The following is a 15302-nucleotide window of genomic DNA, read 5'->3' as shown; positions in this document are numbered from 1 at the left end:
GTCCGCAGGCACGGTCCGCCCCCGCCGTACGGCGGAGACAGCCACGCACACCGGGTCCCCCGGACCCTTGACGCCCGGTGATACAACTCAATAGTTTCCGTATCATCGACTCATCGGGGGTGCGCGTCATGGGACCTGGTACGGCCGGCACCACCACGGCCCGCTTATCGAAGCGGCAGAGATTCCTGACGGGCCGCCACACCCGGCTCCGCCGCATCCAACAGCTCGACCCGCGAAGGGACTTCGAGCAGATCTACCGCTGGATCATCCACTACGAGTTCCCCCGCGACTACCTCCACGGCACCTCGATCGCCTTCCTGCGCGACTTCGGCGTCCCGCGCATCTCACAACTCCTCGACCGCACCCAGGAGTTCGAACGCGCCGGACAGAAGCGCTACGACGACACCGTGCTGCTCACCTACGAGATGGTCCGCGACGGCATGGACTCGGACCACGGCCGTGCGGCGGCCGAACACCTCAACCGCATCCACGGCCGCTACCGCATCGCCAACGAGGACTTCCTGTACGTCCTCGCCACCACCGTCGTCGGACCCAAGCGGTGGATCGACCGCTTCGGCTGGCGGCGCCTGTCCGAGCAGGAGACCGAGAGCCTCGCCCTGGTCGGCCGCCGCATGGGGCAGATGATGGGCATCGACGGCGTGCCCGACACCTACGCCGCGTTCGAGCGCCTCCACGACGACTACGAGCGGAAGACGTTCGCCTACGACCCCGCCAACCGCAGGGTCGCCGCCGCCACACTACGGACCTTCGCGTCCTGGTATCCGGCCCCGGCACGGCGGCTGGCCTCCCGGGTCGCGCTCGCCGTCCTGGACGAACCCCTGCTGCAGGCACTCGGGTTCCGCCCGCAGCCGCGCCTCGTACGAGCCGCCGTCCACCGGGCCTTCCGCGTCCGGGCCGCCCTGATCCGCCTGCTGCCCGCCCGCCCCGAGTGGCGCCCGCGCACACCCACGGCACGCACCTACCCCTTCGGCTGGACCCTGGACGACCTGGGCCCGCACTGGGCGCACTCCCGGACATCCCCAGGGGCCTGCGTACCGGCGCGAACCGACACCTCCCCTCAGGAGTCCCCATGACCGACACCACTGTGCCCGCCTTCACCACCTGCAGCCCGGCGACCGGCAAACCGATCGCGGAGTACCCGGTGCACGGCCCGGAAGAGGTCGCAGAGGCCGTGGCCAAGTCCAGAGGAGTACAGGCCGGTTGGGCGGCGCTCCCGCCCTCGCGCCGCCGTGACCACCTGCTGCGCTGGAAGAAGGCCCTCGCCACCGACCTGGACGCCGTCGCCCGCACCGTCGCCGCGGAGACCGGCAAACCGGCCGGTGACGCCGCGCTGGAGGTCGTCCTCGCACTGGAGCACCTGGGCTGGGCCGCCCGCAACGCCGAACGCGTCCTGCGCCGCCGCAAGGTGAGCACCGGGCTGTTCGCCCTCCACCAGCGGGCCTCGCTCGTCCACCGGCCGCTCGGCGTCGTCGGTGTGATCGGCCCCTGGAACTACCCCGTCTACACACCCATGGGCTCCCTCGGCTACGCCCTGGCCGCCGGCAACGGCGTGGTCTTCAAACCGTCCGAACTGACCCCGGGCACCGGCGTCCTGCTGGCCGGGAGCTTCGACGCCGCCGTGCCGGACCACGCCGGGCTGCTCACCACCGTCACCGGCGCCGGATCCACCGGGGACGCCCTGGCCCGCGCCGGGGTCGACAAGCTGGCCTTCACCGGCTCCCCGGGGACGGCCCGCAAGGTGATGGCGGTGTGCGCCGAGACCCTGACCCCGTTCCTCGCCGAGTGCGGCGGCAAGGACGCGGTGATCGTCACCGCCGACGCGGACCTGGACGCCGCGGCCGACGCCGTCGTCTGGGGCGCGCTCAGCAACGCGGGCCAGACCTGCGCGGGAGTCGAGCGTGTCTACGCGGTGCGCGAGATCCACGCCGGTCTGTGCGAGCGGGTGGTCGAGCGGGCCGCGTCGGTACGGCCCGGCGGCGGGGCGGACGCCTCGTACGGCCCCATGACGCTCGAAGGTCAGATCGCCGTCGTCGAACGGCACGTGACCGGCGCGCTCGCGAAGGGCGCCAAGGCCCTGCTCGGCGGCGCCGAGTCGGTGTGCGCCCCGTACATCGCGCCGGTCGTGCTGACCGACGTCCCCGAGGACGCCCCGGCCATGACGGAGGAGACCTTCGGGCCGGTCGTCGCGATCAACCAGGTGGCTGACGTGGACGAGGCCGTGCGACGGGCCAATGCCTCCCGCTACGCGCTCGGCGCCGCCGTGTTCTGCCGTGACAGGCGCACCGGTGCGGCCATCGCGGCGCGGCTGCGCGCCGGCGCCGTATCGGTGAACTCGGTGCTGGGCTTCGCCGCGGTACCGGCGCTGCCGTTCGGCGGTTCGCAGGACTCCGGCTTCGGGCGGATCCACGGCGAGGAGGGGCTGCGCGCCTTCACCGCCGTGCAGTCGACGACCGTGCAGCGCTTCACCCCACCGGTCGCGCTGACCTCCTTCGCCGTCCCGGCCGCCACCCGGGAACGCGCGGTACGGCTGGCGCGGGCGCTGCACCGGCGCCGCTGACCGGCCTCAGACGTCCAGCAGCGGGGCCAGGTAGCGGCGCGCGAAGGCCCGCGCCTGGTCCTCGTCCTCCATCTCGATACAGCTGGCCGGGTTGAGCAGGAACGACACGGCGACCCGCACCATCAGCTCGGCCAGCGGACGCGGATCCTCCTCGGGCCTGCCCTCGGCCTGCTGCGCCCGGCGCAGATGGGCCGTCAGGTACTCCACCGTGGCCGCCAGCGACGAGCCGCCCTGCACCGTCATGTAGGGCAGCACCAGCTCGGGTTCGAGGCGCAGCAGACCGCCGAAGAGAGGATGGGCGCGGGTGTGGCGCAGGGCGACCACGAAGCCCTCGACGACCCGTTCCTTCATGGTCGGCAGCGCCGCCACCGTCGCGTCCAGGCGCTGGAAGAACCGGCGCAGCTCGCGCAGCAGGGTCTCCTCGATGAGCCGGTCCTTGGTCTGGAAGCGCCGGTAGACGGTGACCCGGGAGACCCCGGCCCGCTTGGCGACGTCGTCCACCGAGGACCGGCGCAGTCCCAGCAGGGTGAACTGCTCAAGCGCCGCGTCGAGGATCCGCCGGGCCGTGTCGTCCTCGGGCTCCGGCTGGGCGAGGGCCTGTACGAGCCACGAGTCGTTCGTGTCGGTTCGCATGGTGCGGTTCACGATACCGGCGAACCGCTCACGACGAGACTGTGAAACAAGTACCGTATCTATGTATCACTCGGGCAAGGGTACGGAGGACCGGATGGGCAGTCGACTCACCGAGGAACAGGCCGCCTTCGCCGCGGCGGTACGCGACTTCGCCAAGCGCGAGTGCGGTACCCGGGAGCAGCGCGCCGCGCTCGCCGAGGGCGGACGCGACGCACACCACCCGGAGGTGTACGCCAGGCTCGCCGATCTGGGCTGGCTCGGGGTGTGTCTGCCCGAGGAGTGCGGAGGCGCCGGCGGAGGACTGGCCGACGCCTGCCTCTTCCTGGAGGAGACCTCCTACGGCATGGTCCCCTGCGGCGGCTTCATCACCACCGTCATCACGGCGAAGGCCTACGAACGGTTCGGCACCGAACATCAGCGCCGCGAGGTCCTGACCGGCGCCGCGCGCGGTGACGTACTGGCCATTGCCATGTCCGAGCCGGAGGCGGGCTCGGACGTGGGGGCACTGCGCTGCCGCGCACAACGGACAGCGGACGGCACCTGGCTGATCGACGGCCAGAAGACCTGGATCTCCAACGCGCACTGCGCGAAGAGCATTCTCCTCGTGGCCCGCACCGGCGAGGACAAGCACGGCGGCCTGACCATGTTCCACCTGCCCGCAGACACCGAGGGCGTCGGGATACGGGGCATCGAGACCATGCGCGGCCGGGAGGTCAACGACGTCTTCCTCACCGGAGTACGACTGCCCGCGGACGCCGTCGTCGGACAAGTCGACAACGGCTGGCGGCAGTTGATGGCGGGCCTCACCTACGAACGGCTGTTCCTGGCCGCCAACATGCTGGGCCTGGCCCGCCGCGCCTTCGACGACACCGTCGCCTACGTCCGCGAACGCGAGCAGTTCGGCCGCCCCGTCGGCTCCTTCCAGGCGCTCCGGCACCGTATCGCCGACCTCGCCACCGAGATCGAGTGCACCAGGCTGCTCGTGCGCGAAGTCGCCCTGGACTGCGACGCGGAGCCGGACAAGCTGTTCCCGCGCGAGGCGTCCATGGCGAAGCTGAAGGCCACCGAGGTCGCCAAGCGGGCCGCCCTGGAGGGCATGCAGATGATGGGCGGCTACGGCTACACCACGGAGTCCGACATGGAACGCCACCTGAGGGCCGCCGTCGTCTCCACCGTGTACGGCGGCACCAGCGAGATCCAGCGGGACGTCATCGGCCGGACGTACGGCCTCTGAAGATCCGCAGGACGTACGGCCTCTGAAGTTCCGCAGGACGTGCGGCCTCTGAGGACGCGGCGGGGCCCGCCCCGCGACGGAGTGGGCCCCGCCCGTTCAGGCCTCGTACAGCCGGGTCAGCTCGGCCGCGTACTTGTCCCGGATGACCCAGCGCCGCATCTTCAGCGACGGTGTCAGCTCCCCGGTCGCCGGACCCCACTCCTCGGCCAGCAGCTCGTACCGCTTGACCTGCTCGGTGCGGTTGAGACGGCTGTTGGCGGCCGCCACCGCGCGGTCCACCTCCGCCCGGACCCCGGGGTGGTCCACGAGCCCGGAGAGCCCCTTCTCCGTCTCGATGCCGTGGGCCGCGGCCCAGGCGGGGGCCGCCTCCGGATCGAGTACGAGCAGGGCGACCAGGTAGGAGCGGTTGTCACCGTGCACCATGGCCTGGCCGATCAGCGGGTGCTCCTTGAGCGCGTTCTCCACCAGGGCCGGCGAGACGTTCTTGCCGGTCGAGGTGATGATCATCTCCTTCTTCCGGTCGGTGAGCCAGAGGTAGCCGTCCTCGTCGATCCGGCCGATGTCACCGGTCGCCAGCCAGCCGTCGTCGTCCACCGCGGACGTCACCGAGCCGTCCGGCCGGAGATAGCCGGAGAACACGGACGTGCCCCGCACCATGATCTCGCCGTCCTCGGCGACACGGATCTCCACGGACTTCACCGGCCGCCCCACCGAGCCGAGCCTGAAGCCCGTCTTCGGGCTGTTGCTGGTGGCCACCCCCGTGGTCTCGGTCAGCCCCCAGGCGTCCATGATGACGATGCCGAACCCCGCCCAGAACCTCACCACGTCCGCCGACATCGGCGCCGACGCACTGGCCGACCACTCCACCCGGTCCAGACCGCCCGCCGCCAGCATGGGCCGCAGCACTTCCTCGCGGGCACGGGCGTACCGTTCCTCCACCTCGGCGGGCGGTGTCTCGCCCCGCTCCCGGTACCCGACATGCTCGCGCGCGACCTCGAACGCCTCCTCGATGACAGCCATCTGCTCGGCCGGCATCAGCGAGAGAACGGCCCGGACCGCGGCGGCCAGCTTCTCCCAGATCCTGGGCACACCGAAGAACTGCGCGGGCCGCACCTTGCGCACCACCTCGCCGACGCGCGTCGGGTCGGGGCAGAGGTAGACGTGCGAGGCCCGGTGACAGGGCAGGTAGATGCCCAGCATGCGCTCGGCGATATGGGCGAACGGCAGGTAGCAGATGTGCTCGACGTGCGGCGGCAACTCCACCACGGCGTCCAGCGCGAGGGCGTTCGACAGCACCACCCGGTGGGTGAGCACCACACCCTTGGGCTCGCCGGTCGTGCCGGACGTGTAGACGACGGTCAGCGGGTCCTGCGGACGGGCGCGGTCCAGTTCCCCGTCGAACCCCTCGGGCACCTCCGGGCGGAGGAGACCGGCGTACGGCGTATGCTCGCCCTCCGCACCGGTCTCGGCCACCACCAGCCGCTCCAGCGGTGTGTCGCCGTCGGTCAGCAGCGGCTCCCACACCGCCACTTGGGCGCTGCCCTCGACCACGGCGAGCCGGGCCCGGCAGTTGCGGGCGATATGGATGATCTGCTCGGGGGCGGACGTGCCGTACACACTCACCGGGACCGCGCCGAGGCGGACCAGCGCGAGGTCCGACAGCCAGTGCTCGGGCCGGTTGGACATCATCATCAGCACGTGGTCGCCGGGGCGGACACCGAGGGCACGGTATCCGGCCGCCAGGGTCCGGGTCCGCTCGCGGACCTCCGCCCAACTGAGCGTCGTCCAGCCGGCGCCGTCGCCCGCGTCCGCCGACTGCCACGAAAGGGCGGGCAGGTGCGGGAACTCGCGGGCGTTCCGGGCCAGTAGTCGGGGAAGGGCCAGGTCCGCCGGGTCGTCCGGCAGGCCGTCGGCGGTGGTGGTGCGCGGGGCCGATGTCATCGGGGCCTCCTTGCGGCTCGTAAGGAATGTGACGACGATCCCGGGGGCCGGACAGGGCGTGCCCCGACGTCAGAGCCAGTCCCGCACACGCTCGACGAGACGGGCGGGATCGGCGCCGACAGGGGTGACGTTCAGCATGGTCACGCCCGACTCGCGGAAGACCTCGATACGGTCGCGGACATAGCCCTCGGGCCCGGCCAGACAGAGCTGCTCCAGCAGTTCGGCCGGCACGGCGGCCTCCGCGTCCTTCCTGCGGCCCGCCAGGTAGTGCTCCTGGACGGCGGCAGCGGCGGACTCGTAGCCGTAGGAGCAGATCAGATCGTGGTAGAAGTTGCGGCCCGGCGCGCCCATGCCACCGACGTACAGGGCGACCGTGGGGCGCATCAGGTCGCGGACGGCCTCGGCGTCGTCACCGATGGCGAGCAGTCCGCCCGCCACGACCGAGAGCGGGCCGAGCGCGGGGTCGCGCCGGGCCCGGCCCTCGGCCAGGGAGCCGCCCCAGACCTTGGCGGCGTACTCGGGCACGTAGAGGAACGGCAGCCAGCCGTCGGCGACCTCGGCGGTCATGCGGACGTTGGCCGGGCCCAGCGCGGCCACGTAGACCGGGACGGTGTCGCGGACCGGGTGGTTCAGGAGCTTCAGGGGCTTGCCGAGGGTGCCGCCCTTCCCGGGCGGAAGCGGCAGGTCCGTGATGCCGTGGTGCTCGATCACCTCGCGGCGCCAGATCCGCCGGGACAGCTCGATCACCTCGCGGGTGCGGCCCAGCGGGCGGTCGTAGCGGCGCCCGTGCCAGCCCTCGACGACCTGGGGCCCGGAGGCGCCGACACCGAGCAGGGCGCGGCCGCCCGTGAGCGCGTCGAGTCCGGCGGCGGTCTGGGCGATCAGGGCGGGGGTGCGCGAGTAGACGTTGAGGATGGCCGAGCCGATCCGCATCCGCTCGGTCCTCGCCGCGAGATAACCCATGATCGTGGGGGAGTCGAAGCCGTAGGCCTCCGCCACCCACACGGCGTCGAGGCCGGCGGACTCCAGGGCGGCGGCCCGGTCCGCGGCGGCACGCGGATCTCCGGCGTACGCCAGGGGCGTGGACAGTTCCATCGGTGTGAGCCCTTCAGCCGTGCGGGCATGCCTTCGCCGTACTGAACGTTCGCTAAAACGTAGGAGTGGGGCGCGTCTCGGTCAACTCCCCGCGCAAAACTGGTTCTTACGTAGACACGCCACGGGGCCGGGCAGCAGACTGGACGCCGGATCGCGGGATTCCTGAGCGATCGCTAAGCGGTGAAAAGGGAGTGCTGTTGAACGTCGCGCCGAGCCAGGACCCCACCCCACAGGCGGAGCACTGGCGCTCCTACGGGCCCCTCGACCTGCACCCGATCCTGCTGCACGCCATGAAGGCCTTCAACGAGCACGGCTACCACGGCACTTCGGTCCGCGACATCGCCGGACGCGTAGGTGTCACCGTGCCCGCGCTGTACTACCACTACGAGAACAAGCAGGCACTGCTGGCCACCCTGCTGGAGACATCCATCAAGGACGTTCTCGACCGCTGCCGGGCGGCGGCGGAGGAGGCCGGGACCGATCCGCTCGCCCGGTTCCGAGGGATGGTCGAGTCGATCGTGCTCTACATGGCCCACCGTCGCGAACTCGCCTTCCTGGACACCGAGATACGCAGTCTGGAACCCAAGAACCGGGCCCGCTACGTCGCCCTGCGCGACTACCTCCAGCACATGCTGCTGGACACCGTCGAAGCGGGCGTCGCCCAGGGCGTGTTCACCACGCCGATCCCCAGCGACGCCGTGCGCGCCGTGCTCGTCATGTGCCAGGGCGTCGCCAACTGGTTCCGCGAGGACGGCCCGCTCACCGCGGAGGAGGTCGCCGAACGCCATGTGCTGCTGACGCTGGGCACGGTCGGGCATCCCGCGGCGGTCACCGGCGACCTTCCGCTGTCCGCCGCACTCGTACGGCGGGGCGGCGGGGTCCGGCAGCGCTCGCGGTGAGCGGTGCCTCGTTCGCGTCGACGTCGACAGAGAGGACACCCTGTATGGACCTGCCCGAGGCACGAGCCCGGTTCCAACAGCTCCGGGAGAAGGGCGACCTGGTCGACCCCGCCGAACTCGACGCGATCTGGGCGGTGTTGGACACCGTCCGCCCGGAGGCCATCCTCGGTGAGTGGAAGGGTGGCGAGTTCAACACCGGCCACCCCCTCAACGGCGAGCTCGCCAAGGTCGGTTGGTACGGCAAGACGTTCGCCGCGCTCGACGACGTCAAGCCGCTGATGTGCCGGGACGAGAAGGGAGAGCTGTACTCCCACCGCGAGCTGGGCAAGGGCGAGGCGAGTCTGTGGGTCGTCGAGTTCCGCGGTGAGTCGACGGCCACGATGGTTTATGACGGGCAGCCGGTCCTCGACCACTTCAAGAGGGTCGACGACACCACACTGATGGGCATCATGAATGCCAAGGGGACCCCCGCCGATGGGCCCTTCTACTACTTCTACCTCGACCGCGTGGCTCCGGGACATCGGTAGGGCGGCCGCCGCCACGGAGCCCCTCTGACGGGGTGTGATTGACTGAACGGCATGGCTCCTGCCTCTCCATCGGCCCGCCCGGCCGCGAGCGCCCGCCCCGCCGCGGCCACCCGGCCACGCAACCGCAGGCAGCTCATCGTCGAGGCGGCAGGACGGGTGTTCAGCGAGCGCGGCTACCACAACGCCTCCATGGAGGAGGTCGCCGCGGGAGTGGGCATCACCGCGGCAGCCCTCTACCGCCATTTCCCCAACAAATACGCGCTGTTCGCCGAGTGTGCCCACGTCATGGTGGACGGACTGGTCGCCGCGCTCGACGAGGTGCCGGCCGGGGCGAGCCTGAGCGATGTGCTCACCGCCGTCACCCGGGTCACCGTCGCGCATCGCGCGTCGGGCGGGGTGTACCGCTGGGAGGCCCGGTACCTCGACCGCGACGACCGGCGGCGGCTCGGGACGAAGTTCGACCGCCTCGTCGGGCGGGTCGACGAAGCGGTGCGGCGCGCACACCCCCTGCCCGACGACCGGCTACGGGCCATGGCGGCGCTCGGCGCCATCGGGTCCATCACGATGCACCGCACCTCCATCGCCCAACGCCGGGCGGAGGAGCTGCTGTTGGAGTGCGCGCTGCGGGTCGCGGCGACCGACCCCGCGGCGGGCCCGCGGTGCCCGCGCCCCGTCGAACTGCCCGCCCGGCCGGTGCCCCGCACCCGGCGCGCGGAGATCCTCGCGGCGGCCGTCCCCCTGTTCGCGCGGGACGGGTTCGCCAATGTCACGAACGGCCAGATAGCCGAGGCCGTGGGACTGACCCCGTCCGCGCTGTACCGCCACTACCCCGGCAAGATCGACATACTCGCGGCGGCCTGTCTCCAGGCGGCGGGACTGCTGTCGCAGGGCGTGGAGCAGAACCTGCGGGACGTGACCGACCCGTACGACGCCCTCGTCGCGCTGGCGGCGACGTACGTGGCCTACAGCTTCGAGCACACCGAGCTCAACAGCGTCGCCGAGGCCGAGTACGCCGGGCTGCCGGCCGAGCTGCGGCGTCCCCTGCTCCTCGCCCAGCGCGAGCACATCGCCGTCTGGCAGCAGCAGCTGGTCCTGGTCCGGCCGGAACTGGACCCGCGCCAGGCCCGGGTGCTGGTGCACGCCGCGTTCGGGGTGGTGGTCGAGGCGGGGCGCAAACTGCGGTGGCAGGACAGCCCGGAGCACCGGGAGGCCGTGACCGCGCTGGTCGTGGGTGCGCTGGGGCTGTGAACGCGGCGGCTCAGCCCGGCCTGTTCCCGGTGGGGATCGTGATCGGGGTGGTCGTACCGGAAGACCCCTTGTTCAGGAACAGCATGGCCAGGGCCCGCACGAACTGGTCGAACATGTAGAAGGCGCCGGGCATGACGGGCGACAGCCCCTCACGGAACAGGATGAACGCGGGCCAGCCGGTACGGACCAGAGCCGCCGCCGCGTAGTCGCGCCTGAGTCCGAGCCAGTCGCCGACCTGGTCGCTGAGGACGTAGCGCACGAATTCGTTGAGGAACCCGCGGGTCACCCCCAGGTCGACCTGCGCGGTCAGCCCGAGCAGGTCCTCGGCCAGGGCGATGCCCTCTCTCGACGGCGTGAGGATCGGGGTCAGCACCCGCGCCGACTGGGCCTCGGCCTCCGCCCAGGTCTTGGGGATGTGCTCGTACGGCACACCGAGCAGATGGATCGCGACCTGCCACGAGTGCAGGAACGCCTCCTGGTCGGCCGCCGGGAACGGGATCCTCCAGTCGAGCAGCTTGCGGTAGACGTAGGTGCCCAGACTGTGGAAGGTGACCAGGATGTCGGCGGCGCTGATCGGTATGGACTCGTCGGCGACCGCCCGCCAGTGCGGCGACTGCGGGAGCAGATGACGTACCGCGGCGTGGACCACGCGCGTCTTGTTCGCGGTGACGACGAACTGCCCCGTGGGCGTGAACGCGCCCAGTTCGCACAGGTCGTAGCCGAACGTGAACGTCTTCGCCGCGCGGTCCTGCATGTCGGCGCCGCCCGCGGACCAGTACACGCTCTTGGCCTCGCGCGGGATCACCGTACTCATGATGCCGCTGCCCAGGCCGTACAGCATGAACAGGTATGTGTCCCTGCGGCGGTTGAAGTCCGCGGCGCGCGCCAGCTTGGTGGGGTCCGCCCAGGAGGGCAGCCGGTTGACCTGGCGCAGATAGGCGGTGAACTCGGCGGGCAGCCCGCTGGGCAGCGGGTCGTTGTTGTTCACCCATGACTTCCACGCGGTGTTGATCGCCGGTACGTGCCCTTGTTGGAGCATCGACTTCATCAAGGGGTCCGCCAGGTCGTCCCAGATCCACTCCGGGCCGGTCCCTGCCGCGGCCTCGGCACCCCTCGCTTTCGCCGCCCCTGCCGAGGCCCACGCCTGAACAGGGTTCGCCACACCCACGAGTCCCAGGGCGACACCCAGGGATATGGCCTTTCGCCTGCTGAGGTTCTCCATTGACTTACCTGCTTCCCTGATGGGCCGGAGAGTGTCAGATTCCTTTGCAGACTTGCCAGTTGTGCGACCCGCGGCGTGCTGCGCGCCGTCGCACGTATGTGATTTTCGATTAACATAGCGATGCTCGGAGTCGTCGGCAATGGTCGTGGCAGAGGGTGTGGGGACGGATTTTGACGATCCGTCACGTGTCACGGGTGGGGCAGGGGGGACGCCGCCGCTGTGTGTACGGTGCGGAGATGACACGAAGCGAACGGCTCGCCGACCAGCTGGACCGGCACTGGCAGAAGAACGTGCGGCCCAGGCTGGACGGTCTCACGGACGCGGAGTATTTCTGGGAGCCGGTGCGCGGCTGCTGGAGCATCCGCCCGCGCGGGACGTCGGCCGCTCCGATGTCGGAGGGTTCGGGGGAGTGGACGATGGACTACGCGTCCCCCGCCCCGGCGCCGGCCCCGGTGACCACGATCGCCTGGCGGCTGGCGCACATGATCGTCTCCGTCCTGGGCTATCGGGTCGGCTGGCACTTCGGCGGCCAGGACATCGAATCGGAGGCATTCGCCTACGCGGGGACCGCCGACGAGGCGCTGAAGCAGCTCGACGGGATGTACGGGCGCTGGCACGCGGGGGTCCGGGAACTCTCGGACGCCGAGCTGGAGAATCCGCCTGCGGTGGGGCCCGAACAGTTCCCCATGGAGGGCATCGTCCTGCACGTCAACAGGGAGCTGATCCACCACGGCGCCGAGATCTGCCTGCTCCGGGATCTCTACCGCTGGCAGTGACCGGAGACGGCTGGGGCTCACCAGAGCTTGTCGATCTCCCCCGGGTACAGCTCGATACGGGTGTGCTCGAACGACGTCTGTGCCGCACGCCCCGCCGCCGAGAAGAAGTCCGCCAGCGTGACCTTGTCGAAGCCGGGCCGGTCGCTCGGGAAGGGGGCCTGCGGCGTCCCTCCGACCAGCACCGCTCCCGGCAGCACACGCCATCCCGCACGCTCGTAGAACGCCTGGAGCGGGCGGTCGCAGGTGAACAGGCCCAGGTCCAGCCCCTGGGCCCGCATCTCCTCCCGCGCCGCCGAGACGAGGCGCCCGCCGTACCCGCGACCACGCGCCCGCTCGCTCGTCACGACCGTGCTCAGCCCGCCCGCGGCGAAGCGCCGGCCGTTATGGACGATCTCCTTGAACAGGATGTCCAGCGCGGCCAGGACCGTCCCCTCGTCCACGAGCAGCATGGACAACGGCCGCAACGCCTGATCGTGCGTGGGCGCGTCAGTGGGCGGCTCCGAGCCGGGCTCGGACGGCCATGCCTGCTCCTGGAGCTGCATCACCTGCGCACGCAGGTCGGCGGGTGTGGCGACTTCGGGGAACGACAAGATCTGCACGTGCCGATTGTGTCCGGGAGCCGGGCGGGCGCCAATCGATTAATCGGCGGCGGCCGGTCGCCCGCACGCGGCCCATATGCGCCGGAACAGGGTGAGATGGTCGTCGCCATAGGTGACCACGGCCGCGTGGACGGCGTTGATGACCGCCTGGAGCGGGTCGCTCGCCGCGGCCTCCGGCACCGCCGGGAGGGCCATGTGCGGCTGGGACATCGGTTGGCGCTCGCCGATGACGAACGCGAGCCCGGACCCTGCGCCCCCGACGGGCTTGAGCGGTTGTGAGGACTTCGCCAGGGTGGCAGCCGGGCCCACGATCCGGAAGATCTCGGAGTCGTCGGCGGGCGGCTGGAACGGGGCGCGTTCGGCCGGAACGGCAGGGGCCACGAGACGGCGCGGGACGCGCGGATCCGAGGTCAGGGCCTCCCACATGCGGTCCCAGTCGTCGAAGGGCGGCGGCAGCGGCCGCCCTTCGGACAGCGCGTCGAGTCCGGCGGCGACCCATTCGAGACCGGCGAGCCCGGCCTTCTCGCAGGCGAGGCGGGCCGCCAGCACGGCGACCGCGCGCTGGGTGTCGGGTCCGGCGGCGTCGAGGGTGTGCAGCAGAGCCGGATCGAAGGGAAGGAGCCCGCGGGTATTGGCCCGGACGGTGCGCAGGGCCTCGCTGGGCAGTTGACCGCCCCACTCCCACCGCTCGTGGGCGAGCCGGCGCTCCGTCTCCTGGCGCTCCTGCTCAAGACGGGCCTGGCGCTCGGACTCCGCGCGTTCGGCGGCGGTGGGGGCGGGCGGCTGCTCCCGGGCGAAGTCGTGCCAGTAGGCGGCGATCGAGGCGGTCTGCTTCACGATACGGTCCGGCGCCGGAGGGGCGGGCCAGAACTGAAGGAGGTAGCAGTCCTGTTGGGGCTCTTTCACGCGGGTGTCCAGCTCGTTCCCCGCGTCCATGCCCTTGGCGCAGTACCGCACCCGGTAGTCGATCTCTTCGAGGCCGAGGTCCCAGTAGGCCTCACCGCCCCACTGCACGAGCGAGCTGCGGTCCGAGCCGGGCCGGAAGGACACCTCCACGACGTCCTCCCAGGCGGGATCCAGCGGCGGCTCCTGGTCGTGGATCTCGACCGTGAAGCCGACGTCGCCCGTGTGCAGCCCGGTCAGCAGGAAGAGGCCGCCGGGGACCGCCGCTCCGCACAGCCCGGCCTCCTGGCCCGCGAACGAATCCTGCAGATCCATGTCGAGGTCGGGATCGCTCTCGACGTAGATCTGGCCGTAGTGAACGTGTACCTCGCCAGCGACAGGCCTGCGCACCCTTGCCCCCGTACCCCATCGTCCCTCCCGCCCGGTCGGGCGGATCATGCAAGGCAGGTTACGACGCGCCACTGACAACGACCCCGACCACCAGGGACCGGTAAGGCCCCAAGGGCCAGAGTGAGTACTCACTCATTGACGGAGTGAGCGCTCACTCCGTATGCTCGCCGCATGACAGCAGCCAAGGAGAACCAGACCCCCAGGCGCCGCGCCCCCGGCATGGCTCCCGAGCAGCGCCGCCAGATGATCATCCAGACGGCCATTCCGCTGATCGCCGAGTACGGCGCCGCGGTGACGACGGCGAAGATCGCCCGCGCCGCGGGCATCGGCGAGGGCACGATCTTCCGCGTCTTCGCCGACAAGGACGAACTCCTCCAGGCATGCGTGGCCGAGGCGCTCTCGCCCGAGCACGCGGTCCGCGAACTCGACGCCATCGACATGGCCCAGCCGCTCCCGGTGCGGCTGGCGGAGTCGGCGGAGGCGCTCCAGGCACACATGGCCAGGATGGGCGCGATTCTCGGCTCGCTCGGCCATCGCGGGGGCAAGCACCCCGGACCGGTACGCGGAGCGGGCCGTGACGAGTCGATGGCCCGTATCCGCGAAGCCCTCGCCGAGTTGCTGGAGCCCGACAGGGCGACCCTGCGCCGCCCGCCGGAGCAGACCGCGGCCCTCTTCATCGGACTGCTCTTCACCCAACCGCGTACGGGCGACGAACCCGACCTGACCCCGCAGGAGTTGGTGGAGGTCTTCCTGCACGGCGCGATGTCGGGGGACACCAAGTGAGCACGCGGTCAAGGCGCTTGGCGGCCACAGCCCTGGCCGTCCTGGCCGCCGTCCTGGTGTGGCTGGTCGCGGACCCGCTGCTGGGACACCGACCGCGGGTAGTGGACGGTGAGGAGACGCTCGACATCACCGCGGGCCCTGTGGTGTTCGTCGCGCTGCTCGCGTCGCTGGCCGGCTGGGGACTGCTGGCGGTCCTGGAGCGCTTCGTGGCGGCACGCGCCCGCACCGTCTGGATCAGCGCGGCGGGCGCCGTACTCGCCGTGTCCTTCCTGCCGTTCCTCGGCGACGGCATGGACGGCGGCACGCGGCTGACCCTCGCCCTGACGCACCTTGCGGTGGGGGCGGTGCTGATCCCGGGACTGGCCGCCCGGCGATAGGGTCGGCGGATGCGCCAGTTCACGGTCGTCGGTGCCGCCCAGCAGTTCGGGTAAGGAGAAGTCGCCGCACCCGGCTGCTCGATGGTGATGCGCTGCC

General features: G+C 71.1%; 15 protein-coding genes. 9 read left to right on the top strand and 6 right to left on the bottom strand.

The window, feature by feature from the left end; translation table 11 throughout:
- Positions 1-128 precede the first annotated feature (128 nt).
- Together ACZ7L7_RS13415 and ACZ7L7_RS13410 are read left to right on the top strand one after the other, a co-directional pair.
- Positions 129-1094, top strand: a complete 966-nt coding sequence (locus ACZ7L7_RS13415; protein ID WP_471592464.1) for an oxygenase MpaB family protein — start codon at positions 129-131, stop codon at positions 1092-1094.
- Positions 1091-2578, top strand: coding sequence for an aldehyde dehydrogenase family protein (locus tag ACZ7L7_RS13410; RefSeq protein ID WP_472075838.1), 1488 nt, complete (start codon positions 1091-1093; stop codon positions 2576-2578). The genes ACZ7L7_RS13415 and ACZ7L7_RS13410 overlap by 4 nt, the downstream gene beginning before the upstream one ends.
- Positions 2579-2584: 6 nt before the next feature.
- Here ACZ7L7_RS13410 and ACZ7L7_RS13405 read toward each other — a convergent pair whose 3' ends face one another.
- A complete protein-coding gene (locus tag ACZ7L7_RS13405; protein WP_285516720.1) occupies positions 2585-3211 on the bottom strand; it encodes a TetR/AcrR family transcriptional regulator in 627 nt (208 codons plus the stop codon).
- Between the two features lie 94 nt (positions 3212-3305).
- On the opposite strand from ACZ7L7_RS13405, the gene ACZ7L7_RS13400 reads away from it, so the two are divergent.
- The gene (locus tag ACZ7L7_RS13400) at positions 3306-4445 is read left to right on the top strand and encodes an acyl-CoA dehydrogenase family protein (protein WP_472075836.1); all 1140 of its coding nucleotides are present in this window, start codon (positions 3306-3308) and stop codon (positions 4443-4445) included.
- Positions 4446-4541: 96 nt separating this feature from the next.
- On the opposite strand, the gene ACZ7L7_RS13395 is transcribed toward ACZ7L7_RS13400, so the two are convergent.
- Both ACZ7L7_RS13395 and ACZ7L7_RS13390 read right to left on the bottom strand, forming a co-directional pair.
- Positions 4542-6386, bottom strand: coding sequence for an AMP-dependent synthetase/ligase (locus ACZ7L7_RS13395; RefSeq protein WP_472075834.1), 1845 nt, complete (start codon positions 6384-6386; stop codon positions 4542-4544).
- A 69-nt stretch (positions 6387-6455) separates the two neighbouring features.
- Positions 6456-7481 (bottom strand): LLM class F420-dependent oxidoreductase, encoded by a 1026-nt coding sequence (locus ACZ7L7_RS13390; RefSeq protein ID WP_453602340.1) that lies wholly within the window; start codon positions 7479-7481, stop codon positions 6456-6458.
- A 197-nt stretch (positions 7482-7678) separates the two neighbouring features.
- Between ACZ7L7_RS13390 and ACZ7L7_RS13385 the strand changes: the two genes are divergently transcribed.
- The 3 genes from ACZ7L7_RS13385 to ACZ7L7_RS13375 are packed head-to-tail and all read left to right on the top strand — an operon-like array spanning position 7679 to position 10155.
- Positions 7679-8380, top strand: a complete 702-nt coding sequence (locus ACZ7L7_RS13385; protein ID WP_453602343.1) for a TetR/AcrR family transcriptional regulator — start codon at positions 7679-7681, stop codon at positions 8378-8380.
- A 44-nt stretch (positions 8381-8424) separates the two neighbouring features.
- Complete coding sequence (locus tag ACZ7L7_RS13380; RefSeq protein ID WP_285516725.1) at positions 8425-8907, top strand: DUF4334 domain-containing protein; 483 nt, start codon at positions 8425-8427, stop codon at positions 8905-8907.
- Positions 8908-8958: 51 nt separating this feature from the next.
- Positions 8959-10155, top strand: a complete 1197-nt coding sequence (locus ACZ7L7_RS13375) for a TetR/AcrR family transcriptional regulator (protein WP_285516726.1) — start codon at positions 8959-8961, stop codon at positions 10153-10155.
- Between the two features lie 10 nt (positions 10156-10165).
- Here ACZ7L7_RS13375 and ACZ7L7_RS13370 read toward each other — a convergent pair whose 3' ends face one another.
- Positions 10166-11377, bottom strand: a complete 1212-nt coding sequence (locus ACZ7L7_RS13370; protein ID WP_453602352.1) for an oxygenase MpaB family protein — start codon at positions 11375-11377, stop codon at positions 10166-10168.
- Between the two features lie 236 nt (positions 11378-11613).
- Between ACZ7L7_RS13370 and ACZ7L7_RS13365 the strand changes: the two genes are divergently transcribed.
- On the top strand, positions 11614-12153 hold the full coding sequence (locus ACZ7L7_RS13365) for a DinB family protein (protein ID WP_285516728.1): 540 nt from the start codon (positions 11614-11616) through the stop codon (positions 12151-12153).
- A 17-nt stretch (positions 12154-12170) separates the two neighbouring features.
- On the opposite strand, the gene ACZ7L7_RS13360 is transcribed toward ACZ7L7_RS13365, so the two are convergent.
- Entirely contained in the window at positions 12171-12752 is a 582-nt protein-coding gene (locus ACZ7L7_RS13360; protein WP_472075831.1) for a GNAT family N-acetyltransferase, read from the bottom strand.
- Between the two features lie 39 nt (positions 12753-12791).
- Positions 12792-13970 carry a hypothetical protein gene (locus ACZ7L7_RS13355; protein WP_472075829.1) on the bottom strand — a complete coding sequence of 393 codons (1179 nt, stop codon included), beginning with the start codon at positions 13968-13970 and terminating at the stop codon, positions 12792-12794.
- 246 nt (positions 13971-14216) lie between these two features.
- Between ACZ7L7_RS13355 and ACZ7L7_RS13350 the strand changes: the two genes are divergently transcribed.
- Positions 14217-14828 (top strand): TetR/AcrR family transcriptional regulator, encoded by a 612-nt coding sequence (locus ACZ7L7_RS13350; protein WP_285516731.1) that lies wholly within the window; start codon positions 14217-14219, stop codon positions 14826-14828.
- Positions 14825-15205, top strand: a complete 381-nt coding sequence (locus ACZ7L7_RS13345; RefSeq protein ID WP_471429795.1) for a DUF6069 family protein — start codon at positions 14825-14827, stop codon at positions 15203-15205. The genes ACZ7L7_RS13350 and ACZ7L7_RS13345 overlap by 4 nt, the downstream gene beginning before the upstream one ends.
- Positions 15206-15302: the final 97 nt, after the last annotated feature.

It is taken from the genome of Streptomyces sp. NPDC110618 (genome assembly GCF_055657065.1).
This window is presented reverse-complemented; position numbering and strand designations above follow the sequence as displayed.

What these genes read in the sequence shown, in the direction of transcription:
- ACZ7L7_RS13370 (WP_453602352.1), bottom strand. Translation starts at nt 11,377, where the DNA reads ATGGAGAACCTCAGCAGGCGAAAGGCCATATCCCTGGGTGTCGCCCTG.
- ACZ7L7_RS13410 (WP_472075838.1), top strand. Translation starts at nt 1,091, where the DNA reads ATGACCGACACCACTGTGCCCGCCTTCACCACCTGCAGCCCGGCGACC.
- ACZ7L7_RS13405 (WP_285516720.1), bottom strand. Translation starts at nt 3,211, where the DNA reads ATGCGAACCGACACGAACGACTCGTGGCTCGTACAGGCCCTCGCCCAG.
- ACZ7L7_RS13400 (WP_472075836.1), top strand. Translation starts at nt 3,306, where the DNA reads ATGGGCAGTCGACTCACCGAGGAACAGGCCGCCTTCGCCGCGGCGGTA.
- ACZ7L7_RS13380 (WP_285516725.1), top strand. Translation starts at nt 8,425, where the DNA reads ATGGACCTGCCCGAGGCACGAGCCCGGTTCCAACAGCTCCGGGAGAAG.
- ACZ7L7_RS13395 (WP_472075834.1), bottom strand. Translation starts at nt 6,386, where the DNA reads ATGACATCGGCCCCGCGCACCACCACCGCCGACGGCCTGCCGGACGAC.
- ACZ7L7_RS13390 (WP_453602340.1), bottom strand. Translation starts at nt 7,481, where the DNA reads ATGGAACTGTCCACGCCCCTGGCGTACGCCGGAGATCCGCGTGCCGCC.
- ACZ7L7_RS13365 (WP_285516728.1), top strand. Translation starts at nt 11,614, where the DNA reads ATGACACGAAGCGAACGGCTCGCCGACCAGCTGGACCGGCACTGGCAG.
- ACZ7L7_RS13355 (WP_472075829.1), bottom strand. Translation starts at nt 13,970, where the DNA reads ATGGATCTGCAGGATTCGTTCGCGGGCCAGGAGGCCGGGCTGTGCGGA.
- ACZ7L7_RS13350 (WP_285516731.1), top strand. Translation starts at nt 14,217, where the DNA reads ATGACAGCAGCCAAGGAGAACCAGACCCCCAGGCGCCGCGCCCCCGGC.
- ACZ7L7_RS13375 (WP_285516726.1), top strand. Translation starts at nt 8,959, where the DNA reads ATGGCTCCTGCCTCTCCATCGGCCCGCCCGGCCGCGAGCGCCCGCCCC.
- ACZ7L7_RS13415 (WP_471592464.1), top strand. Translation starts at nt 129, where the DNA reads ATGGGACCTGGTACGGCCGGCACCACCACGGCCCGCTTATCGAAGCGG.